The organism is Streptomyces sp. NPDC126510 (assembly GCF_040302345.1).
Lineage (GTDB): Bacteria > Actinomycetota > Actinomycetes > Streptomycetales > Streptomycetaceae > Streptomyces.
This window is the reverse complement of sequence record NZ_JBEORR010000011.1, coordinates 118671-145356: the sequence shown is the minus strand read 5'-3', so window position 1 is coordinate 145356 and position 26686 is coordinate 118671. Positions and strand designations below refer to the sequence as shown.

General features: G+C 70.0%; 30 protein-coding genes. 13 read left to right on the top strand and 17 right to left on the bottom strand.

Going from position 1 to position 26686, the window contains the following annotated elements; translation table 11 throughout:
- Positions 1 to 16: 16 nt before the first annotated feature.
- Together rph and ABTX60_RS17810 are read right to left on the bottom strand one after the other, a co-directional pair.
- On the bottom strand, positions 17 to 754 hold the full coding sequence (rph, locus tag ABTX60_RS17815; protein WP_352097964.1) for a ribonuclease PH: 738 nt from the start codon (positions 752 to 754) through the stop codon (positions 17 to 19).
- Between the two features lie 107 nt (positions 755 to 861).
- Positions 862 to 1095 (bottom strand): PTS sugar transporter subunit IIB, encoded by a 234-nt coding sequence (locus ABTX60_RS17810; protein WP_352097963.1) that lies wholly within the window; start codon positions 1093 to 1095, stop codon positions 862 to 864.
- Between the two features lie 339 nt (positions 1096 to 1434).
- Between ABTX60_RS17810 and ABTX60_RS17805 the strand changes: the two genes are divergently transcribed.
- The gene (locus ABTX60_RS17805) at positions 1435 to 2697 is read left to right on the top strand and encodes a PTS transporter subunit EIIC (protein WP_352097962.1); all 1263 of its coding nucleotides are present in this window, start codon (positions 1435 to 1437) and stop codon (positions 2695 to 2697) included.
- A 60-nt stretch (positions 2698 to 2757) separates the two neighbouring features.
- Here the strand turns inward: ABTX60_RS17805 and ABTX60_RS17800 are convergent, their stop codons facing one another.
- Positions 2758 to 3510 carry an MBL fold metallo-hydrolase gene (locus tag ABTX60_RS17800; RefSeq protein WP_352097961.1) on the bottom strand — a complete coding sequence of 251 codons (753 nt, stop codon included), beginning with the start codon at positions 3508 to 3510 and terminating at the stop codon, positions 2758 to 2760.
- A gap of 214 nt (positions 3511 to 3724) precedes the next feature.
- On the opposite strand from ABTX60_RS17800, the gene ABTX60_RS17795 reads away from it, so the two are divergent.
- Complete coding sequence (locus ABTX60_RS17795; protein WP_352097960.1) at positions 3725 to 4171, top strand: type II toxin-antitoxin system PemK/MazF family toxin; 447 nt, start codon at positions 3725 to 3727, stop codon at positions 4169 to 4171.
- Positions 4172 to 4264: 93 nt separating this feature from the next.
- Here the strand turns inward: ABTX60_RS17795 and ABTX60_RS17790 are convergent, their stop codons facing one another.
- The 7 genes from ABTX60_RS17790 to clpS form a co-directional block, all read right to left on the bottom strand.
- Positions 4265 to 5215, bottom strand: a complete 951-nt coding sequence (locus ABTX60_RS17790) for a PLP-dependent cysteine synthase family protein (RefSeq protein ID WP_344454123.1) — start codon at positions 5213 to 5215, stop codon at positions 4265 to 4267.
- Positions 5216 to 5221: 6 nt separating this feature from the next.
- Positions 5222 to 5500: a MoaD/ThiS family protein gene (locus ABTX60_RS17785; RefSeq protein WP_352097959.1), complete on the bottom strand. Its 279-nt coding sequence runs from the start codon at positions 5498 to 5500 to the stop codon at positions 5222 to 5224.
- A gap of 115 nt (positions 5501 to 5615) precedes the next feature.
- Positions 5616 to 5711: a putative leader peptide gene (locus tag ABTX60_RS17780; protein WP_311688247.1), complete on the bottom strand. Its 96-nt coding sequence runs from the start codon at positions 5709 to 5711 to the stop codon at positions 5616 to 5618.
- Between the two features lie 98 nt (positions 5712 to 5809).
- On the bottom strand, positions 5810 to 6232 hold the full coding sequence (locus ABTX60_RS17775) for a M67 family metallopeptidase (protein ID WP_031140077.1): 423 nt from the start codon (positions 6230 to 6232) through the stop codon (positions 5810 to 5812).
- 132 nt (positions 6233 to 6364) lie between these two features.
- Positions 6365 to 7789 (bottom strand): amino acid permease, encoded by a 1425-nt coding sequence (locus ABTX60_RS17770; protein ID WP_352097958.1) that lies wholly within the window; start codon positions 7787 to 7789, stop codon positions 6365 to 6367.
- 365 nt (positions 7790 to 8154) lie between these two features.
- Complete coding sequence (locus ABTX60_RS17765) at positions 8155 to 8763, bottom strand: DUF2017 domain-containing protein (protein WP_352097957.1); 609 nt, start codon at positions 8761 to 8763, stop codon at positions 8155 to 8157.
- Between the two features lie 31 nt (positions 8764 to 8794).
- Positions 8795 to 9112, bottom strand: coding sequence for an ATP-dependent Clp protease adapter ClpS (gene clpS / locus ABTX60_RS17760; RefSeq protein WP_352097956.1), 318 nt, complete (start codon positions 9110 to 9112; stop codon positions 8795 to 8797).
- 107 nt (positions 9113 to 9219) lie between these two features.
- Between clpS and ABTX60_RS17755 the strand changes: the two genes are divergently transcribed.
- Together ABTX60_RS17755 and ABTX60_RS17750 are read left to right on the top strand one after the other, a co-directional pair.
- A complete protein-coding gene (locus ABTX60_RS17755; protein WP_352097955.1) occupies positions 9220 to 10566 on the top strand; it encodes a nicotinate phosphoribosyltransferase in 1347 nt (448 codons plus the stop codon).
- A gap of 115 nt (positions 10567 to 10681) precedes the next feature.
- Positions 10682 to 11272: a nicotinamidase gene (locus tag ABTX60_RS17750; protein WP_352097954.1), complete on the top strand. Its 591-nt coding sequence runs from the start codon at positions 10682 to 10684 to the stop codon at positions 11270 to 11272.
- Positions 11273 to 11299: 27 nt separating this feature from the next.
- Here the strand turns inward: ABTX60_RS17750 and ABTX60_RS17745 are convergent, their stop codons facing one another.
- Complete coding sequence (locus ABTX60_RS17745; RefSeq protein WP_352097953.1) at positions 11300 to 11644, bottom strand: hypothetical protein; 345 nt, start codon at positions 11642 to 11644, stop codon at positions 11300 to 11302.
- Between the two features lie 122 nt (positions 11645 to 11766).
- Entirely contained in the window at positions 11767 to 14115 is a 2349-nt protein-coding gene (locus tag ABTX60_RS17740) for an immune inhibitor A domain-containing protein (RefSeq protein WP_352097952.1), read from the bottom strand.
- Positions 14116 to 14529: 414 nt separating this feature from the next.
- Between ABTX60_RS17740 and ABTX60_RS17735 the strand changes: the two genes are divergently transcribed.
- Complete coding sequence (locus ABTX60_RS17735) at positions 14530 to 14808, top strand: hypothetical protein (RefSeq protein ID WP_502992346.1); 279 nt, start codon at positions 14530 to 14532, stop codon at positions 14806 to 14808.
- 42 nt (positions 14809 to 14850) lie between these two features.
- Here the strand turns inward: ABTX60_RS17735 and ABTX60_RS17730 are convergent, their stop codons facing one another.
- On the bottom strand, positions 14851 to 15570 hold the full coding sequence (locus ABTX60_RS17730) for an RDD family protein (RefSeq protein WP_352097950.1): 720 nt from the start codon (positions 15568 to 15570) through the stop codon (positions 14851 to 14853).
- A gap of 60 nt (positions 15571 to 15630) precedes the next feature.
- Positions 15631 to 17415 carry an RDD family protein gene (locus tag ABTX60_RS17725; protein WP_352097949.1) on the bottom strand — a complete coding sequence of 595 codons (1785 nt, stop codon included), beginning with the start codon at positions 17413 to 17415 and terminating at the stop codon, positions 15631 to 15633.
- Between the two features lie 245 nt (positions 17416 to 17660).
- Between ABTX60_RS17725 and ABTX60_RS17720 the strand changes: the two genes are divergently transcribed.
- Complete coding sequence (locus ABTX60_RS17720) at positions 17661 to 18071, top strand: SsgA family sporulation/cell division regulator (protein WP_352097948.1); 411 nt, start codon at positions 17661 to 17663, stop codon at positions 18069 to 18071.
- Positions 18072 to 18082: 11 nt separating this feature from the next.
- On the opposite strand, the gene ABTX60_RS17715 is transcribed toward ABTX60_RS17720, so the two are convergent.
- Positions 18083 to 19498: an FAD-binding oxidoreductase gene (locus ABTX60_RS17715; RefSeq protein ID WP_352097947.1), complete on the bottom strand. Its 1416-nt coding sequence runs from the start codon at positions 19496 to 19498 to the stop codon at positions 18083 to 18085.
- A 163-nt stretch (positions 19499 to 19661) separates the two neighbouring features.
- The gene (gene hppD / locus ABTX60_RS17710; protein ID WP_352097946.1) at positions 19662 to 20807 is read right to left on the bottom strand and encodes a 4-hydroxyphenylpyruvate dioxygenase; all 1146 of its coding nucleotides are present in this window, start codon (positions 20805 to 20807) and stop codon (positions 19662 to 19664) included.
- Between the two features lie 123 nt (positions 20808 to 20930).
- Here hppD and ABTX60_RS17705 point away from each other — a divergent pair, with 123 nt between their 5' ends.
- From ABTX60_RS17705 to ABTX60_RS17675, 7 genes are read left to right on the top strand one after another with little or no spacing between them, the layout of a single operon-like run.
- On the top strand, positions 20931 to 21401 hold the full coding sequence (locus tag ABTX60_RS17705; protein WP_031140050.1) for an Lrp/AsnC family transcriptional regulator: 471 nt from the start codon (positions 20931 to 20933) through the stop codon (positions 21399 to 21401).
- Between the two features lie 19 nt (positions 21402 to 21420).
- Entirely contained in the window at positions 21421 to 22068 is a 648-nt protein-coding gene (locus ABTX60_RS17700) for an ABC transporter permease (RefSeq protein ID WP_352097945.1), read from the top strand.
- Positions 22061 to 23320: a betaine/proline/choline family ABC transporter ATP-binding protein gene (locus tag ABTX60_RS17695; protein WP_352097944.1), complete on the top strand. Its 1260-nt coding sequence runs from the start codon at positions 22061 to 22063 to the stop codon at positions 23318 to 23320. The genes ABTX60_RS17700 and ABTX60_RS17695 overlap by 8 nt, the downstream gene beginning before the upstream one ends.
- A complete protein-coding gene (locus ABTX60_RS17690; protein WP_352097943.1) occupies positions 23317 to 24117 on the top strand; it encodes an ABC transporter permease in 801 nt (266 codons plus the stop codon). Before ABTX60_RS17695 ends, ABTX60_RS17690 begins: the two co-directional genes overlap by 4 nt.
- Complete coding sequence (locus ABTX60_RS17685; RefSeq protein WP_352097942.1) at positions 24114 to 25076, top strand: glycine betaine ABC transporter substrate-binding protein; 963 nt, start codon at positions 24114 to 24116, stop codon at positions 25074 to 25076. The genes ABTX60_RS17690 and ABTX60_RS17685 overlap by 4 nt, the downstream gene beginning before the upstream one ends.
- Before the next feature lie 51 nt (positions 25077 to 25127).
- Positions 25128 to 25703 (top strand): helix-turn-helix domain-containing protein, encoded by a 576-nt coding sequence (locus tag ABTX60_RS17680; protein WP_352097941.1) that lies wholly within the window; start codon positions 25128 to 25130, stop codon positions 25701 to 25703.
- Positions 25704 to 25716: 13 nt separating this feature from the next.
- Complete coding sequence (locus tag ABTX60_RS17675) at positions 25717 to 25887, top strand: hypothetical protein (protein WP_352097940.1); 171 nt, start codon at positions 25717 to 25719, stop codon at positions 25885 to 25887.
- Here ABTX60_RS17675 and ABTX60_RS17670 read toward each other — a convergent pair.
- Entirely contained in the window at positions 25884 to 26675 is a 792-nt protein-coding gene (locus tag ABTX60_RS17670; protein ID WP_352097939.1) for a S16 family serine protease, read from the bottom strand. The genes ABTX60_RS17675 and ABTX60_RS17670 overlap by 4 nt on opposite strands.
- Positions 26676 to 26686: the final 11 nt, after the last annotated feature.

Below are 26686 nucleotides of genomic sequence, written 5' to 3'. Positions count from 1 at the left end.
CCTTTTACTTTTGGCGTTACTTCTCGAGGACGGCGTCGAGCGCGGTGCGCTGGTGGGCGGCGAGTTCGTCGCAGCCGGCGACGGCGAGGTCGAGCAGGGCGTTGAGTTCGTCGCGGGCGAAGGGTTCGGCCTCGGCGGTGCCCTGGACCTCGACGAAGCGGCCGTCGCCGGTGCAGACGACGTTCATGTCGGTGTCGGCCCTGACGTCCTCCTCGTAGCAGAGGTCGAGGAGGGGGACGCCTGCGACGATGCCGACGGAGACGGCGGAGACGGTGCCGGTGAGGGGCTTGCGGCCGGCCTTGATGAGTTTCCTGCCCTGGGCCCAGGCGATGGCGTCGGCGAGTGCGACGTAGGCGCCGGTGATGGCCGCGGTGCGGGTGCCGCCGTCGGCCTGCAGGACGTCGCAGTCGAGGACGATGGTGTTCTCGCCGAGTGCCTTGTAGTCGATGACGGCGCGCAGGGAGCGGCCGATGAGGCGGCTGATCTCGTGGGTGCGGCCGCCGATCTTGCCGCGGACGGACTCGCGGTCGCCGCGGGTGTTGGTGGCGCGGGGCAGCATGGAGTATTCGGCGGTGACCCAGCCTTCGCCGCTGCCCTTGCGCCAGCGCGGGACGCCTTCGGTGACGGAGGCGGTGCAGAAGACCTTGGTGTCGCCGAAGGAGACGAGGACGGAGCCCTCGGCGTGCTTGCTCCAGCCGCGCTCGATGGTGATGGGGCGGAGCTGTTGGGGGGTGCGGCCGTCGATTCGAGACATGCGGCTGAGCCTATCCGTACCGCGGAAGGGGCCCTTCCCGCGGTGGGAGGGGCCCCGGTGGTGAGGTGGGGGTGTCAGGGGGTGAAGCCCGGGACGATCCCCGCCCTTCACATCATGTCTTCGATCTCCATCGCGATGGGGTCGGCGTCGGTGCCGATGACGACCTGGATCGCGGTGCCCATCTTGACGACGCCGTGGGCGCCGGCGGCCTTCAGGGCGGTCTCGTCGACCTTGGAGGGGTCCGCGACCTCGGTGCGGAGGCGGGTGATGCAGCCTTCGACCTCTTCGATGTTGTCGATGCCGCCGAGCCCGGCAACGATCTTCTCAGCCTTGGTGGCCATGTTCGTTCTCCCTGATCCGAACCGCTTTGTCGCAGTAACCCACAGTTGGCACGTCTTGGCGAGCGGCCCTGTCGTGTACCGAGGGGCGGTGTCACGTTCGTGCGACCGTCGAACGCCTGGTCTACACCACGAGCCCGCCTCTCGACAAAAGTGGCGGGTGTGATCGTCGCAGCGGGCGGAATTGGCGGGTTCCACTCGTTCGGCCTACCGTGCTACAACTGGTCTACACCACTCACTGGTGGAGGTCGCGCGGTGGATACCGCGTTCCCCTTTCTTTGAGACGCCGCCGTCCCCCGTCGCATTCTTCCTGGGCGGCGCCGTGCCCCATGGAGGAAGCTCATGTCCACAGACACCGCCGCGCCCGCGAGCCCCAAGAGGGGCTCGGCCGTGATGGCCGTCATGCAGCGAATCGGCCGCAGCCTCATGCTGCCCGTGGCGGTGCTGCCGGCCGCCGCGCTGCTGGTCCGGCTCGGCAACCCCGACATGCTCGGGCGGGAGTCGTTCCCCGCGTTCATCACCAAGATCGCGAGCTTCATGGCGGCCGGTGGCAACGCGATCCTCGACAACATGGCGCTGCTGTTCGCCGTGGGCATCGCGATCGGCTTCGCCAAGAAGTCGGACGGCTCCACGGCCCTCGCGGCCGTCGTCGGCTACCTGGTCTTCAAGAACGTGCTGGCCACGTTCACCGACCCGACCCTGCCCAAGGTGGCGGCGGAGGTCGACGGCAAGGCCGTCATGGTGGCGGCTCCGGCCGACGCCAAGGTGCTGGGCGGTGTGGTCATGGGCCTCGTCGTGGCGCTGCTCTACCAGCGCTTCTACCGCACCAAGCTGCCGGACTGGGCGGGCTTCTTCGGCGGCCGCCGTCTGGTGCCGATCCTGTCGGCCTTCGCGGGCCTGGTCATCGGCATCGTCTTCGGTTACGTCTGGCCGGTCCTCGGCACCGCCCTGCACAACTTCGGCGAGTGGCTGGTCGGCTCCGGGGCGGTCGGCGCGGGCATCTTCGGTGTCGCCAACCGTGCGCTGATCCCGATCGGCATGCACCACCTGCTGAACTCCTTCCCCTGGTTCCAGGCCGGCACCTACGAGGGCAAGAGTGGCGACATCGCCCGGTTCCTCGCGGGCGACCCGACCGCCGGGCAGTTCATGACCGGCTTCTTCCCGATCATGATGTTCGCCCTGCCCGCCGCGTGCCTGGCGATCGTGCACTGCGCCCGGCCCGAGCGCCGCAAGGTGGTCGGCGGCATGATGCTCTCGCTCGCGCTGACCAGCTTCTTCACGGGCGTCACCGAGCCGATCGAGTTCACGTTCATGTTCATCGCGCCGGTGCTGTACGCCATCCACGCCGTGCTGACCGGTGTATCGATGGCGCTGACGTGGGCGCTGGGCATGAAGGACGGCTTCGGCTTCTCGGCCGGTGCGATCGACTTCGGCCTGAACCTGGGCATCGCGACCAACCCGTGGGGCCTGGTGCTGGTCGGCCTGTGCTTCGCTGCGGTCTACTACGTGGTCTTCCGCTTCGCGATCACCAAGTTCAACCTGCCGACGCCGGGCCGGGAGTCCGACGAGGAACTCGCCGAGCTGCAGAAGGCGGAGGCGAAGTAGCCCACCGCACGCCGAAGGCCCCGGAACCGCTGTGGTTCCGGGGCCTTCGTGCTGGGGTGCTCAGATCTCGTACGTCTGCCCGGGCGCGGCCAGGTCCACCCGGCCGTCGTAGACCTCGCGGGCGTCGACGAGGTTGACCTGGGGGTCCGTCCACGGCGGGATGTGGGTGAGGACCAGGCGGCGGGCACCGGCCCGGGCCGCCGTCTCCCCCGCCTCGCGGCCGTTGAGGTGCAGGTCGGGGATGTCCTCCTTGCCGTGCGTGAACGCCGCCTCGCACAGGAACAGGTCGGCGTCCCGGGCGAGTTCGTCCAGCGCGGGGCTCACTCCGGTGTCGCCGGAGTACGTCAGCGTCTTGCCGTCGTGCTCGATCCGGATGCCGTAGGCCTCCACAGGGTGGGCCACCCGCTCGGTGTGCACCGTGAACGGGCCGACCTCGAAGGTGGACGGCTTGACCGTGTGGAAGTCGAAGACCTCGCTCATGGAGGAGGCGGAGGGGGTGTCCGCGTAGGCGGTGGTCAGCCGGTGTTCCGTGCCTTCGGGGCCGAAGACGGGGAGCGGATCGCAGCGGCCGCCGTCGTGGCGGTAGTAGCGCGCGACGAAGTACGCGCACATGTCGATGCAGTGGTCGGCGTGCAGATGGCTGAGGAAGATCGCGTCGAGGTCGTAGAGACCGCAGTGGCGCTGCAGCTCGCCCAGGGCACCGTTGCCCATGTCGAGAAGCAGCCGGAAGCCGTCGGCCTCGACGAGGTAGCTCGAGCAGGCCGATTCCGCGGACGGGAACGACCCCGAGCAGCCGACGACGGTGAGCTTCATGAAGCAGAAACCTCCGCTGGCGGGATAAGTCTGAGAGGGGCGTCGGGGGTCGTGCGGTCCGTCGAGCGTAAGGCGCAAAACCTCCGGTAGCTCCTCCGCCAAGGCCTGTTGTGGGCGAACTCACCTGTGGTGTCACCGGTTCGGCTGGCAGAGCCGGGGGTGATCCCTGTGAGGGGGGCGCGTGGCAGGGGCGGCGCCGGTAACGTCTTTCAGTATGGACACGTCCTGGTGGCTGGCGCTCGCCGCGGTGGTGCTGCTCGCGCTCATCGCCACGCTCGTCGACGGCTGGGGCCGGGGCCGGCGGCCGTCGGCCCGGCGCGGCCCGAGCGCGGGCGCCGTTCTCGTGGAGGGCCGGCCGCAGCCGGCGGAGATCTGGTGGGCCGATGTGCCCTACGAGGACGAGGCCCGGACGAAGGACCGGCCCTGTCTGGTGCTGGCGGTGCGCGGGGAGCGGGCGACGGTCGCGAAGATCACCACCCGGTTCCGTGACGGGCGCACCGGGGTGATCCCGCTGCCGCCGGGTTCGGTCGGCGACGCTCAGGGCCGCGCGAGTTTCCTGGAGACGGACGAGTTGCGGGAGGTCCCGGTGTGGGGCTTCCGGCGGCGGGTCGGCGTGGTGGATCCGACGCTGTGGGACCAGGTGCGGTACCTGGCGGGCTGAGCACCGGAGAAGGGCACAGAAGAGGGGAAAGGGCTGGAGTCGTGGACTCCAGCCCTTCGTGTCTGTGCCGGCCGCCGGGCTGCTCGACGTCGGCTACGCCCAGAGCTGGCCCTGGAGGGTGTCGATGGCTTCCTCGGTCGTGGCCGCCGTGTAGACGCCGGTCGAGAGGTACTTCCAGCCGCCGTCGGCGACGACGAAGACGATGTCGGCCGGCTCTCCGGCCTTGACGGCCTTCTTGCCGACGCCGATCGCGGCGTGCAGCGCGGCGCCCGTGGAGACACCGGCGAAGATGCCCTCCTGCTGCAGCAGCTCACGGGTGCGGGTGACCGCGTCCGCGGAGCCGACCGAGAAGCGGCTGGTGAGGACGGACGCGTCGTACAGCTCGGGGACGAAGCCCTCGTCGAGGTTGCGCAGGCCGTAGACCAGGTCGTCGTAGCGCGGTTCGGCGGCGACGATCTGGATGTCCGGCTTGTGCTCGCGCAGGAAGCGGCCGACGCCCATGAGGGTGCCGGTGGTGCCGAGGCCGGCCACGAAGTGCGTGACGGACGGCAGGTCGGCGAGGATCTCGGGGCCGGTCGTGGCGTAGTGGGCGCCCGCGTTGTCCGGGTTGCCGTACTGGTAGAGCATCACCCAGTCCGGGTGCTCGGCCGAGAGCTCCTTGGCGACGCGCACGGCGGTGTTGGAGCCGCCCGCCGCCGGGGAGGAGATGATCTCCGCGCCCCACATGCCCAGCAGGTCCCGGCGTTCCTGCGAGGTGTTCTCCGGCATCACGCAGACGATGCGGTAGCCCTTGAGCTTCGCCGCCATCGCCAGGGAGATGCCGGTGTTGCCCGACGTCGGCTCGAGGATGGTGCAGCCCGGGGTCAGACGGCCGTCCTTCTCCGCCTGCTCGATCATGTGCAGGGCGGGACGGTCCTTGACGGACCCGGTCGGGTTGCGGTCCTCCAGCTTCGCCCAGATGCGGACGTCGGCGGACGGCGACAGCCGCGGCAGGCGCACCAGGGGGGTGTTGCCGACCGCGGCCAGGGGGGAGTCGTAGCGCATGGTCGATCAGACCATGCCGCCGGCCACGGCCGGCAGGATCGTGACGTTGTCGCCGTCCGACAGCTTGGTGTTGATGCCGTCGAGGAAGCGGACGTCCTCGTCGTTCAGGTACACGTTCACGAAGCGGCGCAGCTGGTCGCCGTCCACGATGCGGGCCCGGATGCCGGCGTGCCGGGTCTCGAGGTCGGTGAAGAGCTCGGCGAGGGTGTCTCCCTTGCCCTCCACCGCCTTCTGACCGTCGGTGTAGGTGCGGAGGATGGTCGGGATGCGGACCTCGATGGCCATGGCTTCAGGGCTCCTGTCGGGAGTAGTCGGTCGGGGCGCGCGGCAGCGCAGGAACAGCAGGTGGTGCGTGTGTGCAGCGCCGCGGCTCACGGCCGTACGGCGGCAGGGACGCGCGTCAACAGATGGCGCTGGCGAGCCTGCACAGGTCGACGTGCAGCCGCGCCACGAGCAGATCGCCCGGCGTCTTTTCGCTCACGTCGTGGAAAACCATGGGCTCATCGTATCGATTCCCGGTCCGGGTCCTGGAATGTGATCCCACATGGCGGACGTTTTCGGGCCGGGGAGTGAGACCGACCTGTTCAGAGGTCCTCAGTAGGCCTCGACGACCTGGACTTCCTCCTCCGTGACCTCGCCCTCGACGATGCGGAAGGAGCGGAACTGGAACTCGCCGGCCCCGTCGGTGTCGGCGGTGGAGACGAGGACGTAGTGCGCGCCGGGCTCGTTGGCGTAGGAGATGTCGGTGCGCGAGGGGTAGGCCTCGGTCGCGGTGTGGGAGTGGTAGATGACCACCGGCTCCTCGTCGCGGTCGTCCATCTCCCGGTAGAGCTTGAGCAGGTCGCCGGAGTCGAACTCGTAGAAGGTGGGCGACATGGCCGCGTTCAGCATGGGGATGAAGCGCTCGGGGCGGTCCGAGCCCGCCGGACCGGCGACGACGCCGCACGCCTCGTCGGGGTGGTCCTTGCGCGCGTGGGCGACGATCTGGTCGACGAGGGCCTGGGTGATGGTCAGCATGCTCGCCAGGATAAGCAGAAGGGCCGTTCCGTACCGAGGGTTGGTACGGAACGGCCCATATGCCGGACGCCCTGAGCGGCGGCCGCGGGGAGTGCCACGAGTACTCCCTGCGGCGGGCGTCCCGCGGGTTGGTCAGCCGACCTGCTCGAACTCCGGGTCGCGGCGTTCTGCGAGCTGCGGGTTGCGGCGCTTGAGGAGCGCCCAGCCGACGCCGAGGGCGACGGCCCAGCCGGCGGCGACGTACAGGCAGACCCGGGCGTCCTTGTCATAGGCGATCATGCAGGTCACGCCGATGAGGAAGAGGAGCGCGACCCAGCTGAAGAGCGCTCCGCCGGGGGCGGGGAAGGACGAGGCGCGCAGCCGGCCCGCGTCGACGGCGGCGCGGTAGCGGATGTGGCTGACGAGGATCATCATCCAGGTCCAGATGCCGGCCGCGGTGGCGACGGAGGTGACGTAGAGGAACGCCTTCTCCGGGACGACGTAGTTCAGGACGACGCCGATGCCCATGAGCGCCACGGAGACGGTGATGCCGACGGCGGGCGTCTTGCGGGCGTTGAGCTTGCCGAACGCCTGCGGGGCCTCGCTGTTGGCGGCCAGGTCGCGCAGCATGCGGCCGGTGGAGTACATGCCCGAGTTGCAGGACGACAGGGCCGCGGTGAGCACCACGAAGTTGACGATGCCCGCGGCGAGCGGAATGCCGATCTTGCCGAAGGCGTGCACGAAGGGGCTCTCGCCGGCGGAGAACTCGGTCCACTTGACGACGGAGAGGATCACCAGCAGCGCGCCGACGTAGAAGACGATGATGCGCCAGGGCAGGGTGTTGATGGCCTTGGGCAGGGTCTTCTCGGGGTTCTCGGACTCGCCCGCGGTGACGCCGACGAGTTCGACGGCGAGGTAGGCGAACATGACGCCCTGGAGGGTCATCAGGCTGGAGCCGATGCCGTTGGGGAAGAAGCCGCCGTGCGCCCAGAGGTTGGAGACGGTGGCGGTGTCACCGGCGTCGGAGAAGCCGAGGGTGAGCACGCCGAGGCCGATGACGATCATGCCGATGATGGCCGTGACCTTGATCATCGAGAACCAGAACTCGACCTCGCCGAAGATCTTGACGGAGATCAGGTTGACGCCGAAGAGCACCACCAGGAACACCAGGGCGCTGACCCATTGCGGGATCTCGGGGAACCAGAAGTGGATGTAGATCGCGGCGGCCGTGAGCTCGGCCATGCCGGTGACCACCCACATGAGCCAGTACGTCCAGCCCGTGACGAACCCGAAGAACGGGCCGAGGAACTCGCGCGCGTACTCGGCGAAGGAGCCGGAGACCGGACGGTAGAGCAGCAGCTCGCCCAGCGCTCGCATGATGAAGAAGATGATCACGCCCGCGAGGGCGTACATGAGGATGATGCTGGGGCCGGCCTTGGCGATGTTCGCCCCGGCGCCCATGAACAGACCGACGCCGATGGCGCCGCCGATCGCGATCATCTGGACCTGACGGCTGCCGAGTCCGCGCTCGTAGCCCTCTTCAGGTGCTTTCTCCGTGTCGACCTGCGCAGAGGTCATGTGTGGTGCGCCTTTCTCCATGCCGACCCGGGCCTCTCGTCGGCCTCGGATCGGGTTTCGATCCCCCCGGAATGATGGAGCTGAGCGGGCCCGGAAGCCCGCTCGTGCCTGGCCGGCGGTTGCCGGCTCGGTGGCGCACCCGGCCGAACATTCGGGTGGTGTTCTGCCGGGCGGTCGTGAAGATTTATCACGCCCGAAACACTGATCACAGGGGCGCGATGTGGCGCACGGCACAGGGAAAAGCAGACAAAACGCACCCGAAGAGCCCATAGGAGGCGGGTGCGGTGACGGGATCGTTATCCGGATTTGAGTGTCCTCTGAGCGAACACCTTTCGGTCACTCAGCGGTCACGAAATCTGCACCGATCAGGGCATAAGGGTTCCGACCAGCGTCTCCTGGAGTCCGCCGAGCCACAGGTAGGCCATCACCATCGGCTTGCGCGGGTCGTCGTCGGGAAGGCGGTAGAGGAGGTCGGTGTCCTCGTCGTCGGTGATCTCCAGCCGGGAGCCGATCGCGAGCCGCAGGTCGTTCAGTGCGCCCAGCCACTGCTGGGACTCGGCCGGCGACAGCTTCAGCACGGCACCGCCCTCGCCGGCGGAGGCCGAGGGGAGCTCGTTGAGGGAGCGGATCACCGCGAGGGCGCTTTCCCGCTTGCCGGCCCGCAGGTCGTTCTCGGTGTAGCGGCGGAACTCCGCGGAGTGCGCCCGCTGCTCCTCGGCGTCCCGCGGCGAGGCGGGCCGCTCGGGGTTGCTGTAGGCGTCCGGGAAGAGCCGCCTGAGCACCGGGTCGCTGGGCGGCTCGCTCGGGCCCTCGGCGAACAGCTCGGCGAGCGGGTCGTCGGGGGCGTCCTCGGCGGGTCCGGGGCCGATGAGCTCCAGGAGCTGGACGGCCAGCGACCGGATGATGGAGATCTCGACGTCGTCGAGGGCGACGGCCGCGCCGCCGCCGGGGAGCGGTTCGAAGGTTCCGGGCATGAACGCCTTTTCGCTGCTGGCGGGGAACTGGCTACTTGCGGTCCTGCTGGAGGGTGGCCCACAGGCCGTAGCCGTGCATGGCCTGCACGTCGCGTTCCATCTCCTCGCGGCTGCCGCTGGAGACGACCGCCCGGCCCTTGTGGTGGACGTCCATCATGAGCTTGGTGGCCTTGTCCTTGGAGTAGCCGAAGTACGACTGGAAGACGTACGTCACATAGCTCATGAGGTTCACCGGGTCGTTGTGGACGATCGTGACCCACGGGACATCCGGCTCGGGTACGGCGAAAACCTCCTCCGCCGACTCGGTGGCTTCGATCTCCAGGGGCGCGGGTGACGTCACACTGCCCATGCTGCCACCCGAGGGGGGTAGTCGCACAAACGGGCCTGGCCGCAAGGCGATCGCACCCCCCGGGACCACAATCGTCAGATTGACGAAATGGGGGTACGCTCATCATCATGAACACAGCGGACCTTGGGCTGCCGGTGGACGTACCTTCGACGGCTCTCTTCACGGACCAGTACGAGCTGACGATGCTGCGGGCCGCCCTCGCGTCGGGCACGGCCGAGCGGCGGAGCGTGTTCGAGGTCTTCACCCGGCGGCTGCCGAACGGGCGCCGCTACGGCGTCGTGGGCGGCACCGGCCGGGTGCTGGACGCGGTGGAGAACTTCCGTTTCGACTCGGCCGTGCTGGACTTCCTGCGTGAGCGGGGGATCGTCGACGAGGAGACGCTGCGATGGCTCTCCGGCTACCGGTTCAGCGGGGACATCTGGGGCTATCCCGAGGGCGAGGTGTACTTCCCGGGTTCGCCGATCCTGCGGGTCGAGGGCACCTTCGCCGAGTGCGTGCTGCTGGAGACCGTGATCCTCTCGATCCTCAACCACGACTCGGCGATCGCCGCGGCGGCCTCGCGCATGTCGGCGGCCGCGGGTGACCGGCCGCTGATCGAGATGGGCGCCCGGCGCACCCACGAGCTCGCGGCCGTGGCGGCCTCCCGGGCCGCGTACGTCGGCGGTTTCGCCACCACCTCCGACCTGGCGGCCGGCTTTCGGTACGGCATCCCGACCGTCGGCACCTCGGCGCACGCCTTCACCCTGCTGCACGACAGCGAGCGGGACGCCTTCCAGGCCCAGGTGAACACCCTGGGCCGGGGCACCACCCTGCTGGTGGACACCTACGACGTCGCCGAGGCGGTCCGCACGGCCGTCGAGGTCGCCGGGACCAAGCTGGGCGCGGTGCGGATCGACTCCGGCGACCTGCTCCTGGTGGCGCACCGGGTGCGCCAGCAGCTGGACGCGCTGGGCGCCACCGACACGAAGATCGTGGTGACCTCGGACCTGGACGAGTACGCGATCGCCTCGCTGGCGGCGGCGCCGGTGGACGCCTACGGCGTCGGGACGCAGCTGGTGACCGGCTCCGGCCACCCCACCTCCTCGATGGTCTACAAGCTGGTCGCACGGGCCGAGTCCACCGACCCGAAGGCACCGCTGGTGGCCGTGGCGAAGAAGTCCAGCGGCGGCAAGACGTCGGTCGGCGGGCGCAAGTGGGCCGCGCGACGGCCGGACTCCTACGGGGTCGCCGAGGCCGAGGTGATCGGCACCGGGCCGGTGCCGGCCGAGCTCGCGGACCGGCAGCTGCTGGTGGAGCTGGTCAAGGGTGGCGAGGTGGTGGCGCGCGAGCCCCTGGACGCGGCGCGCGAGCGGCACACGAGGGCGCGCGCGGGTCTTCCGATGTCGGCCACGCAGCTCTCGCGCGGGGAGCCCGTCCTTCCCACGGAGTACCTGCACGAGACCTCGGGTAACTAATGGCGGTGTGCCGTGATGCGCCGACCCGAGATCCCTCCCGTCCCCTTCCCCCTGTCAATAGGCTCGGTGGTTCACCGGCCGGGCTTGCCGACCTCATAGCCGAAGGACACCGACCATGCGCCGCGCCTTGATCGTCGTCGATGTGCAGAACGACTTCTGTGAGGGGGGCAGCCTCGCGGTGTCCGGCGGTGCCGACGTGGCCGCCGCCGTCACGGAACTGATCGGGCAGGCGGCCGGGTCCGGCTACCAGCACGTCGTGGCCACCCGCGATCACCACATCGCCCCCGGCGGTCACTTCTCCACGAACCCGGACTACGCCCGCTCCTGGCCCGCGCACTGCGTCGCCGGCACGGAGGGCGTCGGCTTCCACCCCAACTTCGCCCCCGCGGTCGCCTCCGGCTCGATCGACGCGGTGTTCGACAAGGGGGCGTACTCGGCGGCGTACAGCGGCTTCGAGGGCACCGACGAGAACGGCACGCCCCTGGCCGATTGGCTGCGCTCGCGCGAGGTCACCGAGGTCGACGTGGTCGGCATCGCCACGGACCACTGCGTACGGGCCACGGCCCTGGACGCCGCCCGGGAGGGCTTCCGTACGCACGTCCTGCTGGACCTGACGGCCGGGGTGGCCCAGGAGACGACGGACCGGGCCCTTGAGGAGCTGCGCGAGGCCGGTGTGGAGCTGTCGGGCAAGCCGGTCGTGCAGTAGCCCCGCGCCTCTACGGGCCCGTGCGGATCAGGTGTGGGCCGCCGGGCGCCGCAGGAGTGCCCTGATCGGACGCCACAGCTCCTGGACCAGCTCGGGACTCGACGCGACACCGTTGTCGGGAGCCGTGCGCCATATGAGGCCGTCAGGGTGGTGCAGGACCGCGGTGATCTCGTCGGGGGTGGGCGGGGCGGCGTTGCCGCGCAGGTAGACCGACCGCAGACCGAGATTCCGGAGCCTGGTCAGGGCCCGGGCGCGGTTCACGGAGTGGACGAGGACGCGGACGGCGCCGGGGCCGTCGGCGGCGGGGCTGGGCAGGTTCAGTGCCACCACCACCGTGCCGTTCGGCAGCTTGCAGAAGCCTCCTGCGGCCATGCGCTCATCCCCCTGTGTCGGTCGGTGTCAATAAGAGAGCCACAGGACGCACCTAAACACGGATCGGCGGTGACCCGCCAGTGGGTCACCGCCGATCATGTTCTGACCTGCAAGGATGCGGATTACCTACCCGCGGCGCCGACCTCCAGCTCGATCGTCGAGCCGTCCTTGGCTTCCTTGAGGATCTTGATCTTCGTGTTGGTGTCAGTGATCTTGACACCCGCGGTCGGGTTCGACTCGTCGTAAAAGTCGTTCTTCCGGTCGTTGAAGACCGAGACGCCCTTCGAGCCCGGGATGTACTTCGCCACGTCCGCCTTGTGCAGCGTCATGCCGTCGGTGCGGTAGAGGCTGAACGGCGAGTCGTAGGACTGGATGCGGTTGCGCATCAGCGTGCCGTCGGCCCACTTCAGCTGGCCCGGGTGCGAGTCGATCGGCAGGACCAGGCCGGTGCCCTTGTGCTGGCTGGTGTTGTTGTCCGCCTGGGAGGTGTCCCACTTCCAGATCAGCAGGCCGTTCTGGTACGCGTAGTGCTCAACCCAGTCCGGGCGCGCCGTGAAGCCGAAGTTGTACGGGCCGACCTTCAGCGTCTTGTCGTACGAGACGTACTGCCGGTTCTCGGCGATGTAGTACTGCGCGTAGTCCTTGGTGAAGGACGCGCCGATGCGGGAGAAGCCGGTGGCCTTCCAGGCCTCGTCCGCGGTCTCGGCGTTGTCGGTGAAGACGGGGGCGCCGTCGGCGGTCACCGCGATCCGGTCGGCCGCGAAGCCCTTCATCGCCAGGCCGCCGTCGGTCTGGTAGCGGAAGCGCAGGTCGAACTTCTTGCCCGCATAGGCGTCGAGCGGGAAGGCGAGCTTCTTGAAGCCGTCGACCGTGCCGGTCAGGACCGGCTTGTCGCTGCCGTCACGCGGGATCGGCTTGCCGTCCACCGTGCCGTCCAGGGCGGTCCAGTTGGCGCCGCCGTCGGTCGAGACCTCGGTGTAGAGGTAGTCGTAGTTGGCCTCGATCTCGTACCAGCCGTCGAGGGTCAGCGACGCTGACGTCTTGCCGGTCAGGTCGACGGAACGGGTCAGCGTGTTCTTCAGGTTGTTGCCGCTGCCGCTCCACCACTGGGTCTTGCCCTCGGCGGGGGTGACGAGCTCGGTGGTGACCGCCTTCTTGGGGAGGTCGACGACCAGAGCCTGCTTGTGCTTGGTGTTGTACTCGGCCACGCCCAGCTTGTGCCAGGAGTTGACGCCGGCCTTGGCCTTGTCGTAGTTCAGCCAGCCGAGCTGCATCTTGTCCCAGGCGGTCATGTCGCCGGGCAGGTCGCCAATCTCGTTCTTGCCGGTGCCGAGCCAGGAACCGGACGACATCAGCGTCCAGAAGCCGGTGGAGTTCTCGCCGCCGGAGGTGTCGTAGTGGTCCGGCAGACCGAGGTCGTGGCCGTACTCGTGGGCGTAGACACCGAGTCCGCCGTTCTCCGGCTGGACGGTGTAGTCGCCGACCCAGATGCCGGTGTCGCCGATCTTGGCGCCGCCGAGCTTGTTGTTCGCGGGGCCGGTGGCGCCGGCGTCGGTGCCGAAGGCGTACCAGCGGTGGGCCCAGATCGCGTCGGTGCCCTGGGCGCCGCCGCCCGCGGACTCGTCCTCGCCGGCGTGCACGATCTGGAAGTGGTCGATGTAGCCGTCGGGCTCGTTGAAGTCGCCGTCGCCGTCGAAGTCGTAGCGGTCCCACTCGTCGAACCGGGCGACGTCCGCCTTGATCTGCGCGTCGGTGCGGCCGGCTGCCTTCTGCCGGTCGACCCAGGCGTTCAGACCGTCGCTGACGACGTTCCACACGCTCGGGCAGTTGGTGTCACCGCAGGCGTTGTTGCCGTAACGGGCCTCGTTGTAGGGGACCTTGACCCAGTCGGAGACCTCGCCGTCGACGGAGTAGCGGCCCGAGGACTGCTTCTCGTAGTAGGTCTTGACCGAGTCGACGCCCTTGCCGTGACCGAAGTACAGGTCCTGGAAGTACTCCTGGTCGTAGTCGGCGCGCCACGCCGTGGAGTTGTCCTTCTTGCGGTCGGGCTTGGGTATCGCGTTGTGCAGCGGGCCCGCGGTGCCGCCGTAGCGGCTGTCGACCTTGTCCCCGAACTCGACCAGGATCGTGAAGATCTTGTCGGTCTTCTCGCGGCCGAGCTCGACGTACTTGGCGTCGCCCTTCTTGCTCTTGAGCTGTACGACCTTCGAACCCTCGCGGTTCTTGACCTTGCTCTTGCCGGATATGACCTGCTTCAGGGCCTCCTGGCGCTGAGCGTCCTGCGTCTTGCTCAGCGGGCCTTCGAGGTCGTGCTCGTCATGGTGACGATCCGCCGGGTCGTGCCGGTCCACGGTGGTGGACCGGGGGGCCGAGGCGTCGTCGGCCACCGCGTACGTCGAGGCGGTGGCGGTGGCCGCCGCGAGCGCCACGCTTATGGCGGCCGCTCTGAACGTCCAGGTTCTACTGGTCACTTGAGATCCTCCCCCGCGTTCGTGCGCGCGGCAGGCGGGGTCCCGGTCGTGGAAGTCCGCGCGCGCGTGATCAACGCGTGTAGTCAAGTGACGACATTTGACTAGAGGTTTAGAAGAAAAGACAGACCTTGACTTGGACAGGTCAAGTGCATTATGCGGAGTCGAGGTTCGTTTTACGGACAACCAAACGGTTGTCCCGCGGCCTTCGCGACCGGCCGTGCGGGCGCGTGCGCACGTCCACTACGTGGACGTCATGACTCCGTGCGCCCCCTGTGCACCGCCCTTGTTGATTAGGTCACGCTTACCGCCGGTTCCGGTCGGGCACCCTGCCCGAGAGAATGTCGTTCGGCGGAACGCCCTCAAGCCAGCGGGATGCCGGGCCGACACCCCGTGGACCCCACATTCGAGGACATGATGGCCATGCCCCGTCCGACTGCCGCACAGCTCGCCTACGGTTCGTGCACCGTGATCTTCTCGACCCTCGCCATGCTGCTGCTGTCCCAGACGAGTTCGGGCGCGGGGATCGCGATCATCGCCGTCGCGGCGCTCGCCCTCGGGTTGCTGGTCGCCCTGACGGTGCCGCTGCCCGGGAAGCGCCCGGCCGCGGTGGAACAGCCCGCGCCCCCCGAGCCGCTGCGGGCCTCGGTCCCGGCACCGGCCCCGGAGCCGGTGCGCGAACGGGCGGCCTCCTGACCGCCCGCTGATTTCTTCACCTCCTTCTGTTCCCCAGCCGCCTCATCCGGTGCTGACCACGACCGTTTTGGCCGCCTTGTCGTGCAGGCCCTGTTTGTAGGGCCGGTCGAAGTAGCTCCAGCCGCCCGAGATCGCGGTCCAGAAGCAGAAGCAGCAGAAGGCGAACGGGATCCACAGCACCGCTGCGCGCATCAGCGCGATCTGCACGGAGGGCGTCGCTCCGTCGTCCAGGTTGGCGACGCGCATGCGCAGCAGCTTCTTGCCGAGGGTCTGGCCGGTCCTCACGGTCAGGACGGTGTCGTAGGCGATGTAGAGCACGGCGGCGACCGCCGACTGCCAGAACGACCTGCCGAGCTCGATGCGGTCGCCGTCCATGTCGTACTCGTCGACGTTGAAGCCCCAGGTGAGCAGCCAGACGACGGCACCCACGAGGATCATGTCGATGATGCGCGCGAGGGTGCGCTGGACGCTGTCGGCGAGCGGGGGCATGTCGGCGGGGGGACCGTCGGGGTAGGGGCCGCCGCCGTACGGGTCACCGCCGTAGGGGCCGCCGCCGGGGGGACCACCACCGGGCGGGCCACCACCAGGGGGACCACCACCGGGCGGGCCGCTTCCGAAACCGCCGCCCGGGCCGCCCCCGTACGGCGGGGGTTCGCTGCCGTGGGGCGTGCCGTCGCCGGGCCGCTCGTTCGGGGGGCGCTTCCTGAACGGGTCGTCTTCCGGCGGCTCCTGGCCGGAGCCGGGGGGCGGTTCACTGCTCATGGGCCGAGTCGACCGCGAACCCCCGGCCTCCGCATCCGGCGGACGGCTGTCCGAGGGAACTCAGCCCGCGACGAACGTGTGCGCCGCCTTGTCGTGCCAGCACTGGCGCCAGGGCCGGTCGAAGAGGCACCAGGCCATGCCGACGATCCCGACGACGAGAAGCCCGGGCACGCTGTAGACCAGCCAGCGGCGCAGGGCCGCGCCGAACTCCGGGGACTGGTGCCCCTCGATGTCCCGGACGTCGAGGCCCATCAGCTTCTTGCCGAGGGTGCGGCCCCACTTGGCGGTGGGCAGCACCTCGCACAGGACGCCGGCGAGCAGCAGGACGGCCAGGACGATGCCGAGGTACACCGAGGTGGTGCCGTCGAGCAGCCAGACCGTGACGGTCTCGCCGGAGAGCCTGGCCGCGTCGATCTTCTCCTCGATGTGGTCGACCGCCTTGGTGCCGAGCGGTACGGCGGCCGTGGCGGTGAGGGCGGCGAGGACGACCGTGTCCAGCAGGCGGGCGACGAGCCGCTTGCCGAGTCCGGCGGGACGGGCCTCCGCCTGGCGCCGGGCGGCCGCCTGGAACACGTCCTCGACCGGCGGCTTCCAGGGCGCGACGGGCTGCTCCTCACCGCCGCCGGACCCGGCGAGCCGGTGCACCTGCTGCGCCCAGGAGGACTGGCCGCCGCCGGGTCCCGGGCTGAGGGGGGCTGCGGAGGCGGCGGGCTGGGCGCCGCCGGGCCCGCCGGACTGCGGAGGGACGGTGGGGGCGGCCTGGGGCCCGGACAGTGCCGTCGGGGCGGCCCCGGGGGCCTGGGCGGCGGCACTCCCGGACGCTGCCTGCGCGGCGGAGGCCCGGGCGGCGGCCGCCTTGCCGGCGCCGAAGCCGGGCCCCGCGGAGCCGCTCCCGGCCCCGGTCGGCCCGGCCTGCGCGCCGAACGCGGGTCCCGACGGGCCACTGCCCGAGCCGGCCGGCCCGAAGCCACCGCCGGGTGCCCCGGCCTGCCCTTCGGAACCGGACGCCGCCGATTCGCCACCGGACCCGGCCGGTCCGAACCCGGAACCGCCGCCCCTGCGCTGCGCACCGAACCCCGACCCCGCCGAACCGCCGCCGGGGCCGCCCGCACCCGCCGGTCCGAAACCCGGGCCCGAGGAACTGCCTCCGAGGCCGACGGCGTCGGCCGCGCCGCGGTCCGGTCCCCCGGCCGGGTTCGAACCGCCACCGGCCGGGCGCGGGGGCACCGCGCGGAACGTCATCGTGCCGTCGTCGGGGGCATCGGCCGGGGCCGCCCCTCCCCCGGGCTGCCCCGTCGGGCGGCGGAACACGAACGTGCTGCCGCCCGCCGCGGCCTGTGCCTCCCGGTCGGCCGGGGGCACGTCCGCCGTGCCGTCGGCGCGGGCGGGCTCCCCGCCGGACCTCCGGCCGGCGTGCGGCAGCCTCGGGTCGCCACCACCCGCGCCCTGCGGGGACACGCCCTGCGCCCCCTGCGGCGCGCCCCACGACACACGGCGGTCCTGGTCGCCGCCGAAGCCGGACTGCCGGGAACGGTCGGCGCCCCAGGCGGAGGCCGGTTCGGGACGGCTGCCGTGCTGGGCGTCGGCGGCGGACGGCGACTCGGCCGGCTCCTCGACCGGGTCCTCGTCGAAGAAGTGCGGGCCGGTCTCCTCGACCGAGCCGGGCTGCGCCGCACCCGCTCCGGGCGGCGGCGCGAGCGACTCGCCGTCACCGGGCGCCGGACGGCTGGTGCCCGGCACCCAGGAGGCACCGTTCCAGTACCGGACATATCCAGGAATGGAAGGGTCCGGGTAATACCCTTCGCGGGGCCTGTCGTCACCGGGGGCCGGGGTTGGGGCGCTCATGTCCGTCGTCCCGTATCTGCTCGAGTGCCAAATGGGGGCCTCCACATCTATCAGACGAGCGCAAGCCCCACGGCCGCTCCCACCGGACCCGCCCCTTTCGAGCACCGATGTGCTACGCACCGCGCCCCTCCGGCGGATCCCTCTGCGAAAAAACTTCCGGCAAGGCGCGTAATGCCGCGGCCGCGACCCGCTCTCTCCTGCTGACCGGCCCTCACGGGCAGCCGTCAGGAGAAGGGAAGACCGCCATGCGCACCGTGGTGGAGCGGGAACTGGAGCTGCAACTCGTCCTGTCGCCCGAGCGCAGGATCCCGGTGCCCGCCCGGCTCGGGTACCTCACCGACGACCCCTACGCCGTTCACGTCACCTTCCACACCGACGCCGAGCACCCGGTGTACTGGACGTTCGCCCGGGAGCTGATGGTGGAGGGCGTGTTCCGGCCCTGCGGGCAGGGGGACGTGCGGGTGTGGCCGACGAAGGCCGAGGGCCGCAGCGTCGTACTGATGGCGCTGAGTTCACCCGACGGGGACGCCCTGCTGGAGGCTCCGGCGGCGGCGGTGTCGGCCTGGCTTGAGCGCACACTGCGGGTGGTGCCGCCGGGGACGGAGGGTGAGCGGCTCGGGCTGGACGACGAGCTGGCCCAACTTCTCGCCCAGTGAGCGGCCGGACTTCAGAAGAGCTTGCCCGGGTTGAGGATGTTCAGCGGGTCGAAGGCCTGCTTGACGGCCCGCTGCATCTCCATGCCCACGGGGCCGATCTCGCGCGCCAGCCATTGCTTCTTCAGGACGCCGACGCCGTGCTCGCCGGTGATGGTGCCGCCGAGTTCCAGGCCGAGGGCCATGATCTCGTCGAAGGACTCGCGGGCGCGCCGGGACTCGTCGGGGTCCGCCGGGTCGAAGCAGACCGTCGGGTGGGTGTTGCCGTCGCCCGCGTGGGCGACGACACCGATGGTGAGCTGGTACTTCTCGGCGATCCGGTCGACGCCTTCGAGCATCTCGGCGAGCCGGGAACGGGGCACGCACACGTCGTCGATCATCGTCACGCCCTTGACCGCCTCCAGCGCGGTGAGCGACAACCGCCGCGCCTGGAGCAGCAGTTCGGACTCGGTCACGTCGTCGGCGGGGACGACCTGGGTCGCGCCGGCCGCTTCGCAGATGGCTCCGACGGCGGCGAGGTCGGCGGCCGGGGCGGTGGTGTCGAACGCGGCCAGCAACAGGGCCTCGGTGCTCTCGGGGAGGCCCATCTGCGCCATGTCGTTGACGGCCTTGACCGTCGTACGGTCCATGAGTTCGAGGAGTGAGGGCACGTGGCCGCCCTCCATGATCCGGCACACGGCGTCGCAGGCCGCGGCGGCCGAGGCGAACTCGGCGGCCAGCACCAGCTGCTCGGGCGGCTTGGGGCGCAGCCCGAGGACGGCTCGCACGACGATGCCGAGCGAGCCCTCGGAGCCGACGAACAGCCTGGTCAGGTCGTAGCCGGCGACGCCCTTGGCGGTGCGGCGGCCGGTGGACATCAGGCGGCCGTCGGCGAGGACGACGTCGAGGCCGAGGACGTATTCGGCGGTCACCCCGTACTTGACGCAGCACAGGCCGCCGGAGGCGGTGCCGATGTTGCCGCCGATGGTGCACATCTCCCAGCTGGAGGGGTCCGGCGGGTAGTAGAGGCCGTGTTCGCCGACGGCCCTGGACAACGCGGCGTTGACGACGCCGGGCTCGACGACGGCGATGCGGTCGACCGGGTTGATCTCCAGGATCCGGTCCATCTTCGTCAGGGAGAGCACGACGCAGCCGTCGGAGGCGTTGGCGGCGCCGGACAGTCCGGTGCGGGCGCCCTGCGGGACGACGGGGACGCGCAGGGCGGTGGCCGTGCGCATCACGTGCTGGACCTGCTCGGTGGTGCGGGGCAGCACGACCACGGCCGGGTTGCCGGCCGGGCAGAAGCTCGCCATGTCGTTGGCGTAGGAGGCCGTGACATCGGGATCGGTGAGGACCGCTTCGGCGGGGAGCCCGTCGAGCAGCAGGTCCAGGAGGTCGCCGGTCGCTGCGGTGTCCTCGGAGCGGGGCGCTTCGATACGGCTCATGATCACAGGTTCGCACCCGGGGCCATCGGTGTGAACCCCGTCGGCGGCACCCTTGGGCTGCCCGGGTGGGGTCGTCGTACCGACGGGTCGTGCGGGTGCCCCGTGACACCCGCACGACCCGTGCCACCCGCACGACCCGTGCCGCCCGCATGACCCGGAGCACCGGCGGCTACAGGTTGCCGCGGCGCTCCTGCTCGCGCTCGATCGCCTCGAACAGGGCCTTGAAGTTGCCCTTGCCGAAGCCCATCGAGCCGTGGCGCTCGATGATCTCGAAGAAGACGGTCGGACGGTCCTGGACCGGCTTGGTGAAGATCTGCAGCAGGTAGCCGTCCTCGTCGCGGTCGGCGAGGATCTTCAGTTCGCGCAGGGTGTCGATGGGGACGCGGGTCTCGCCGACCCACTCCCCCAGCGTGTCGTAGTAGGAGTCGGGCGTATTGAGGAACTCGACGCCGGCCGCCCGCATCGTGCGGACCGTCTGGACGATGTCGCCCGTGTTGAGCGCGATGTGCTGCACGCCCGCGCCGCCGTAGAACTCCAGGTACTCGTCGATCTGGGACTTCTTCTTGGCGATGGCCGGCTCGTTGATCGGGAACTTGACCTTGAGCGTGCCGTCGGCGACGACCTTCGACATCAGCGCGCTGTACTCGGTGGCGATGTCGTCGCCCACGAACTCCTTCATGTTCGTGAAGCCCATCACCTTGTTGTAGAAGCCGACCCACTCGTTCATCCTGCCGAGCTCGACGTTGCCGACGCAGTGGTCGATCGCCTGGAAGGTGCGCTGCGCGGGCGGCTCGACCATCGGCTTGGCCGCGACGAAGCCGGGCAGGTACGGGCCGTCGTAGCCGGAGCGCTCGACGAGGGTGTGCCGCGTCTCGCCGTAGGTGGCGATGGCGGCCAGGACGACCGTGCCGTGCTCGTCCTTCAGCTCGTAGGGCTCGGCGACGGAACGGGCGCCGTGCTCCAGGGCGTACGCGTAGGCGGCGCGCGCGTCCGGGACCTCGATGGCGAGGTCGACCACACCGTCGCCGTGCTCGGCCACGTGCTTCGCGAGGAAGTGGCCCCAGTCGGTGGTGGGCTTGATGACCGAGGTGAGGACGAAGCGGGCGGAGCCGTTCTCCAGGACGTACGCGGCGGTCTCGCGGCTGCCGTTCTCCGGTCCGGAGTAGGCGACCAGCTTCATGCCGAAGGCGGTGGAGTAGTAGTGCGCCGCCTGCTTGGCGTTGCCCACGGCGAAGACGACCGCGTCCATTCCCTTGACCGGGAAGGGATCGGCCTGCCGGGCGGTGTCGGGAGTGTGGTGTGTGGTCTGCGTCATAGCCGCAGGGTCTCCCCGCCCGGCAAGGTGCGCAATAGTTTGCGTTTTGGCTGGGCAATCTGTTCAGCAATACGGTTGTATCGTCGGCCCTTCTGTACAGGATGACCATGCCGGGAGGCCGCTGTGGCGATCGATCATCTGGACGGCCGGATCATTCTGCTGCTCGCCCGGGAGCCGCGGATCGGGGTGCTGGAGATGTCCCGGCGGCTGGGGGTGGCCCGGGGCACCGCGCAGGCCCGGCTGGACCGGCTTCAGTCGAACGGAGTCATCCGCGGATTCGGTCCGCAGGTGGACCCGGCCGCGCTCGGCTACCCCGTCACGGCGTTCGCGACGCTGCAGATCCGGCAGGGGCAAGGGGCGGATGTGCGGGCGCACTTGGCGACCGTGCCCGAGGTGCTGGAGCTGCACACCACCACCGGCACCGGGGACATGCTGTGCCGTCTGGTGGCCCGCTCCAACGCCGATCTCCAGCGTGTGATCGACCGGGTCGTCGGTTTTGATGGCATCGTCCGGGCTTCCACGGCGATCGTCATGGAGAACCCCGTTCCGTTGCGGATCATCCCGCTCGTGGAGCAGGCCGCGGAGGAGACCTGACGTGTAGGGGTGAGCGCGTGTGAACTTCTGGGAGTACCTGGTCAACCGGCACCAGCAGCTGCTCACGGACGCCTACCAGCACGCGAGCGTGGTCTTCCAGTGCATGGTCGTCGCGACGGCGCTCGGGGTGCTGATCGGCGTGGTCACCTACCGCAGCGAGTGGGCCGGGAACCTCGCGACCACGACCACCGCCACGGTCCTGACCGTGCCGGCGCTCGCCCTGATCGGTCTGCTCATCCCCCTCGTGGGCCTGGGAGTGCCGCCCACGGTGATCGCGCTGACGCTGTACGGGCTGCTGCCGGTGGTGCGCAACGCGATCGTCGGGCTGCGCGGGGTCGATCCGGCGCTGGTGGACGCGGCCACGGGCATCGGGATGTCCCGACCGGCCCGGCTGCTGCGGATCGAGCTGCCGCTGGCCTGGCCGCCCATCCTGACCGGGATCCGCGTCTCCACCCAGATGCTGATGGGCATCGCGGCCATCGCGGCGTACGCCTCCGGCCCGGGTCTCGGCAACGTCATCTTCCGCGGTCTCGCCTCGCTGGGCAGCGCCAACGCGCTCAACCAGGTCCTCGCGGGCACGCTCGGCATCATCATCCTGGCGCTGCTGTTCGACGCCGCGTACGTCCTGGTCGGACGGCTGACCATTCCCAGGGGGATCCGTGCCTGAGACCGGTGACCACGGCGCCTCCATCGAGCTGGAGAGCCTGACCAAGCGCTACCCCGGCAGTGCGCAGCCGGCCGTGGACAACGTGAGCATGCAGATCAAGGCGGGCGAGGTCGTCGTCTTCGTCGGCCCCTCCGGCTGCGGGAAGTCCACCACGCTCAAGATGATCAACCGGCTGATCGAACCGACCGGCGGCCGCATCCGCATCGGCGGCGAGGACGTCACCGACATGGACCCGGTCAAGCTGCGCCGCAAGGTCGGCTACGCCATCCAGTCCGCCGGTCTCTTCCCGCACATGACGGTGGCGCAGAACATCGGGATCGTGCCGAGGATGCTCGGCTGGCCGAAGGCACGGATCAAGGAGCGGACCGAGGAGCTCCTGGACCTCGTCGGCCTCGACCCCGGGGAGTTCCGCGGCCGCTACCCGCGCCGGCTCTCCGGCGGCCAGCAGCAGCGCGTGGGGGTGGCCCGGGCGCTGGCCGCCGATCCCCCGGTGCTGCTGATGGACGAGCCGTTCGGGGCGGTGGACCCGATCACCCGCGACCACCTCCAGGACGAGCTGATCCGCCTGCAGCACGAGCTGCACAAGACGATCGTCTTCGTCACCCACGACTTCGACGAGGCGATCAAGATCGGCGACCGGATCGCCGTGCTGCGCGAGCGGTCGCACATCGCGCAGTTCGACACCCCGGAGGCGATCCTGACCAACCCTGCGGACGACTTCGTGTCGGGGTTCGTCGGCGCCGGTGCGGCGCTGAAGCGCCTGAACCTGACCCGTGTACGGGACGTGGAGATCACCGAGTACCCGACGGTCACGGTCGACGACCCGCTGCAGCAGATCTTCAACCTGCTGCGGACCAGCGGCAGCAACGAGATCCTGCTGCTCGACCGGCGCGGCCGTCCCTACAAGTGGCTGCGGCGCGGCGATCTGATGCGGGCCCGGGGCTCGCTGGCCCGCGCCGGGACCCTGGTGAGCGACACGGTCACCCGGGACGCGACCCTGCGCGACGCGCTGGAGGCGGTACTCACCGACAACGCCGGGCGGGTGGCGGTGACCGGACGGCGTGGCGAGTACACGGGCGTCGTCGACATGGAGACCCTCATGAACTCCGTGCACGAGATGCTGGAGGCCGACCGGCTCGACGCGATGGAGCACCAGCACGCACTGGAGTCACTGCGGGCCTCGCAGACGCACGCCGAGCAGGAAGGGGCCGCGGGCCCGGCGGGCGTGGGCGGCGCGGGAGGGGAGCGGTGACGGCCACGGAGGCCGGGGAGAGCTCGGAGCCCGTCGAGGAGACGCCCCCGGCGGAGCGTCCGCCGGCCCGTCTGACGTGGCAGAAGCTGACGTTCCTGCCGACCGCCCTGATCGCCGTGCTGCTGGCCACCTGGCTCTGGTTCCAGCAGGCCGACCTGGACGCGCTCACCCGCAACGCCCTGTCGGGCGGCCAGGTCACCAAGGCGCTGTGGCAGCACATCCAGCTGACCGCGATCTCCACGTTCTTCGTGCTGATCATCGCGATCCCGCTGGGCATCCTGCTCACCCGCGGGGCGATGAGCAGGGCCACCCCGGTGGCGATGGCGTTCGCCAACACGGGCCAGGCGACCCCGGCGATCGGCCTGCTCGCCCTCCTGGTGATCTGGCTGGGCATCGGCCGCGGGGCCGCCCTGATCGGCATGATCATCTACGCCATCCTGCCGGTGCTCTCCAACACGATCACGGGCCTGAAGGCGAACGACCCGACCCTGCTCGAGGCGGCCCGCGGCATCGGCATGTCCCCCACGGGGGTGCTGCGGAAGGTGGAACTCCCGCTCGCGGTCCCGCTGATCCTCGCGGGCGTGCGCACGGCCCTCGTCCTGAACGTCGGTACGGCGACCCTGGCGGTCTTCGGCGGGGGCGGCGGCCTCGGTGTGCTGATCACGACCGGGATCACCAACCAGCGGATGCCGGTGCTGGTGCTGGGATCGGTCCTCACGGTGGTGCTGGCGCTGCTGGTGGACTGGCTGGCCTCGATCGTCGAACTGCTGCTGCGCCCGCGGGGGTTGCAGCCATGAGAGGGCGTACGTGCCTGGCCGCTGCGGGTCTGCTGCTGGCAGCGGCCGGCTGCGGCCTGACCAGCGGCTCTCCCCTGACCGACGATGTGAAGCCGGGCTCGATCGGCCGGGGTGAGCCGCTGAAGGGCGCGCATCTGACGGTGACGTCGAAGTCGTTCACCGAGCAGCTGATCCTCGGCTCGATCATGGGCATCGCCTTCGAGGCGGCCGGCGCGGACGTGGTCGACCGCACCGGCATCCAGGGCTCCATCGGCAGCCGCGAGGCGGTCCGCAAGGGCGACGCGGACGCCGGGTACGAGTACACGGGCACGGCTTGGATCACGTACCTCGGTCACGGCAAACCGATCACCGATCCGCAAGGGCAGTGGGAGGCGGTGAAGAAGGAGGACGCGAAGAACGGGCTGGTCTGGCTGCCGCCGTCGAAGCTCGACAACACGTACGCCCTGGCGATGAACCAGGCGAACGCGAAGAGGTACGGCACGAAGACCATGTCGGACGTGGCGAAGCTGGCGAAGTCCGACCCGGGGGCCGTGAAGCTGTGCGTGGAGGTGGAGTTCGCGAACCGGGCGGACGGGTTGCCGGGCATGCAGAAGGCCTACGGCATGGACGTCCCGGCGCGGAACATCACCCAGATGGACACCGGGATCATCTACACGCAGACCGCGAAGGGCAACTGCACGTACGGGGAGGTGTTCACCACCGATGGGCGGATCAAGTCCATGAACCTGGTGGTGATGGACGACGACAGGAAGTTCTTCCCCAACTACAACGCCGCGCCGATGATCAACGCCGGGTCCCTGAAGGAGTGGCCGGCGATCGCGGAGGTCCTGAACCCGGTGACGGCGAAGCTGAACAACTCCGTGGCGCAGACGCTGAACGCGAAGGTGGATGTGGACGGGGAGGATCCGCACCAGGTGGCGCTGGACTGGATGGTGGCGGAGGGGTTCGTCGAGGAGTGAGTTACAAAGAGACCGTTGCAAAGAAGGCTTTGCAACGCTACCTTTGCATGCATGCCCGACGAACCAGCTCCCCGCCTGCTCGACGCCCGCTCGCTGCGCGGCCTGGCTCACCCTCTGCGGATGCGGCTGCTGGTCGCACTGCGGCGTGGCGGCCCTGCCACCGCCTCTCAACTGGCCGAGAAACTCGGTGAGTCCAGCGGCGCGACCAGCTACCACCTACGGCAACTCGCCGCACACGGCTTCGTCACCGACGACCCGGAGCGCGGCAAGGGGCGGGAGCGCTGGTGGAAAGCGGTGGACCGGGGCGTCCAGATCGACGAGACCCTGATCCAGAACCCGGATCCGGCCGTGCGGGGAGCCGTCGCCCTGTTCCGGTACGAGATCGCCAACGTGCACACCCAGGAGATCTCGACCTGGCTCGGCAACACGAGCGAGTGGAGCGAGGAATGGGACGGCGCCACGGACCTCAGCGACTTCACGCTGCGGCTCACTCCCGAACTCGCCCGTGAGCTGGTCGGCAAGATGCACGACCTGATACAGAGCTACCGCCCTGTGCCCGAGGGCACCGCGGACGCCGAGACGGTACGCGTCCACACGCACGTCTTCCCCAGCCAGACGACGCTGTGAAAGGCCATCACCGATGCACCCGGACATCCACCTCACCCTGCACCACGCCCGCGCCGCCGAACTGCGTGCCGAGACCGGACCCCGTCCGGCCCACCGTCCCGAACTCCGTACGCGTCTGGGCTGGGCCCTCATAGAGGTCGGGCTGAAGCTCGCCACCCGGCCGGGGCCGGTCCCCGCCCACTAGCAGCTGGGCACGGAGCCCTTCCCGGTCTCCAGAGCCACCAGCGAACTCACCGTGCTCTTCAGGGTGGTCACCGGAATCAACCGCAGCCCCTTCGGAAGCTCGGCGCGAGCGTCCCCGCACTCCGCCTTGGGGACCAGGAACACCGTCGCCCCGTCCCGCTTCGCGGCCTGGGTCTTGAGGGCGACGCCCCCCACCGCACCGACCCGGCCGGCCGCGTCGATCGTGCCCGTACCGGCAATGACCCGCCCGCCGGTGAGGTCCCCGCCGGTGCCGTCGCCGTCCAGCTTGTCGATGATCCCGAGGGAGAAGAGCAGTCCCGCACTGGGACCGCCCACGTCCGCGAGCTTCAGACTGACCTCGACGTCCTTGTCGTCGAGACCGAGGTACCCGAGCGCGGCCTGCGTCGCCGCGTCCTGGGAGTCCTTCATCTGCTTCTCGTTGTGCCGCTCGATCTCCTTGACGTTGCCGCCGCTCGGGTAGACGGAGTCGCGCGGCATGACCGCCTGGTCGGTACGGAACCAGCTGTCGACGACGTCGGGGAGCGAGACCCGGGTGTCCGGGGAGGTCGCCTCGATGGTGGTCATCCGCAGCTGACCCTTGGTGTCCCGGACCGGCGCACCGGAGATGGTGATCACCTCCGTGCCCTTGTTCTCCCCGAGCACGTTCGCCGTCAGCCCCGGCTGCGCCACCGAGAACGGCAGCGGCGCGAACACCGCCGTCGCGAGCAGGGCCACGACGGGCAGGGCGCAGACGGCGATGGCCTGGGGACGCGTGAGGCGAGAGAACACGGGATCAATCT

Excerpts from the sequence above, each read along its gene's own strand:
- ABTX60_RS17725 (WP_352097949.1), bottom strand. The coding sequence starts at position 17,415 with ATGAGCGCCCCAACCCCGGCCCCCGGTGACGACAGGCCCCGCGAAGGG.
- ABTX60_RS17750 (WP_352097954.1), top strand. The coding sequence starts at position 10,682 with ATGCGCCGCGCCTTGATCGTCGTCGATGTGCAGAACGACTTCTGTGAG.
- hppD (WP_352097946.1), bottom strand. The coding sequence starts at position 20,807 with ATGACGCAGACCACACACCACACTCCCGACACCGCCCGGCAGGCCGAT.
- ABTX60_RS17720 (WP_352097948.1), top strand. The coding sequence starts at position 17,661 with ATGCGCACCGTGGTGGAGCGGGAACTGGAGCTGCAACTCGTCCTGTCG.
- ABTX60_RS17780 (WP_311688247.1), bottom strand. The coding sequence starts at position 5,711 with ATGGTTTTCCACGACGTGAGCGAAAAGACGCCGGGCGATCTGCTCGTG.
- ABTX60_RS17765 (WP_352097957.1), bottom strand. The coding sequence starts at position 8,763 with ATGCCCGGAACCTTCGAACCGCTCCCCGGCGGCGGCGCGGCCGTCGCC.
- ABTX60_RS17735 (WP_502992346.1), top strand. The coding sequence starts at position 14,530 with ATGGCCATGCCCCGTCCGACTGCCGCACAGCTCGCCTACGGTTCGTGC.
- ABTX60_RS17805 (WP_352097962.1), top strand. The coding sequence starts at position 1,435 with ATGTCCACAGACACCGCCGCGCCCGCGAGCCCCAAGAGGGGCTCGGCC.
- ABTX60_RS17685 (WP_352097942.1), top strand. The coding sequence starts at position 24,114 with ATGAGAGGGCGTACGTGCCTGGCCGCTGCGGGTCTGCTGCTGGCAGCG.
- ABTX60_RS17775 (WP_031140077.1), bottom strand. The coding sequence starts at position 6,232 with ATGCTGACCATCACCCAGGCCCTCGTCGACCAGATCGTCGCCCACGCG.
- ABTX60_RS17810 (WP_352097963.1), bottom strand. The coding sequence starts at position 1,095 with ATGGCCACCAAGGCTGAGAAGATCGTTGCCGGGCTCGGCGGCATCGAC.
- clpS (WP_352097956.1), bottom strand. The coding sequence starts at position 9,112 with ATGGGCAGTGTGACGTCACCCGCGCCCCTGGAGATCGAAGCCACCGAG.
- ABTX60_RS17770 (WP_352097958.1), bottom strand. The coding sequence starts at position 7,789 with ATGACCTCTGCGCAGGTCGACACGGAGAAAGCACCTGAAGAGGGCTAC.
- ABTX60_RS17785 (WP_352097959.1), bottom strand. The coding sequence starts at position 5,500 with ATGGCCATCGAGGTCCGCATCCCGACCATCCTCCGCACCTACACCGAC.
- ABTX60_RS17730 (WP_352097950.1), bottom strand. The coding sequence starts at position 15,570 with ATGAGCAGTGAACCGCCCCCCGGCTCCGGCCAGGAGCCGCCGGAAGAC.
- ABTX60_RS17745 (WP_352097953.1), bottom strand. The coding sequence starts at position 11,644 with ATGGCCGCAGGAGGCTTCTGCAAGCTGCCGAACGGCACGGTGGTGGTG.
- ABTX60_RS17755 (WP_352097955.1), top strand. The coding sequence starts at position 9,220 with ATGAACACAGCGGACCTTGGGCTGCCGGTGGACGTACCTTCGACGGCT.
- ABTX60_RS17675 (WP_352097940.1), top strand. The coding sequence starts at position 25,717 with ATGCACCCGGACATCCACCTCACCCTGCACCACGCCCGCGCCGCCGAA.
- rph (WP_352097964.1), bottom strand. The coding sequence starts at position 754 with ATGTCTCGAATCGACGGCCGCACCCCCCAACAGCTCCGCCCCATCACC.
- ABTX60_RS17790 (WP_344454123.1), bottom strand. The coding sequence starts at position 5,215 with ATGCGCTACGACTCCCCCCTGGCCGCGGTCGGCAACACCCCCCTGGTG.
- ABTX60_RS17795 (WP_352097960.1), top strand. The coding sequence starts at position 3,725 with ATGGACACGTCCTGGTGGCTGGCGCTCGCCGCGGTGGTGCTGCTCGCG.
- ABTX60_RS17680 (WP_352097941.1), top strand. The coding sequence starts at position 25,128 with ATGCCCGACGAACCAGCTCCCCGCCTGCTCGACGCCCGCTCGCTGCGC.
- ABTX60_RS17800 (WP_352097961.1), bottom strand. The coding sequence starts at position 3,510 with ATGAAGCTCACCGTCGTCGGCTGCTCGGGGTCGTTCCCGTCCGCGGAA.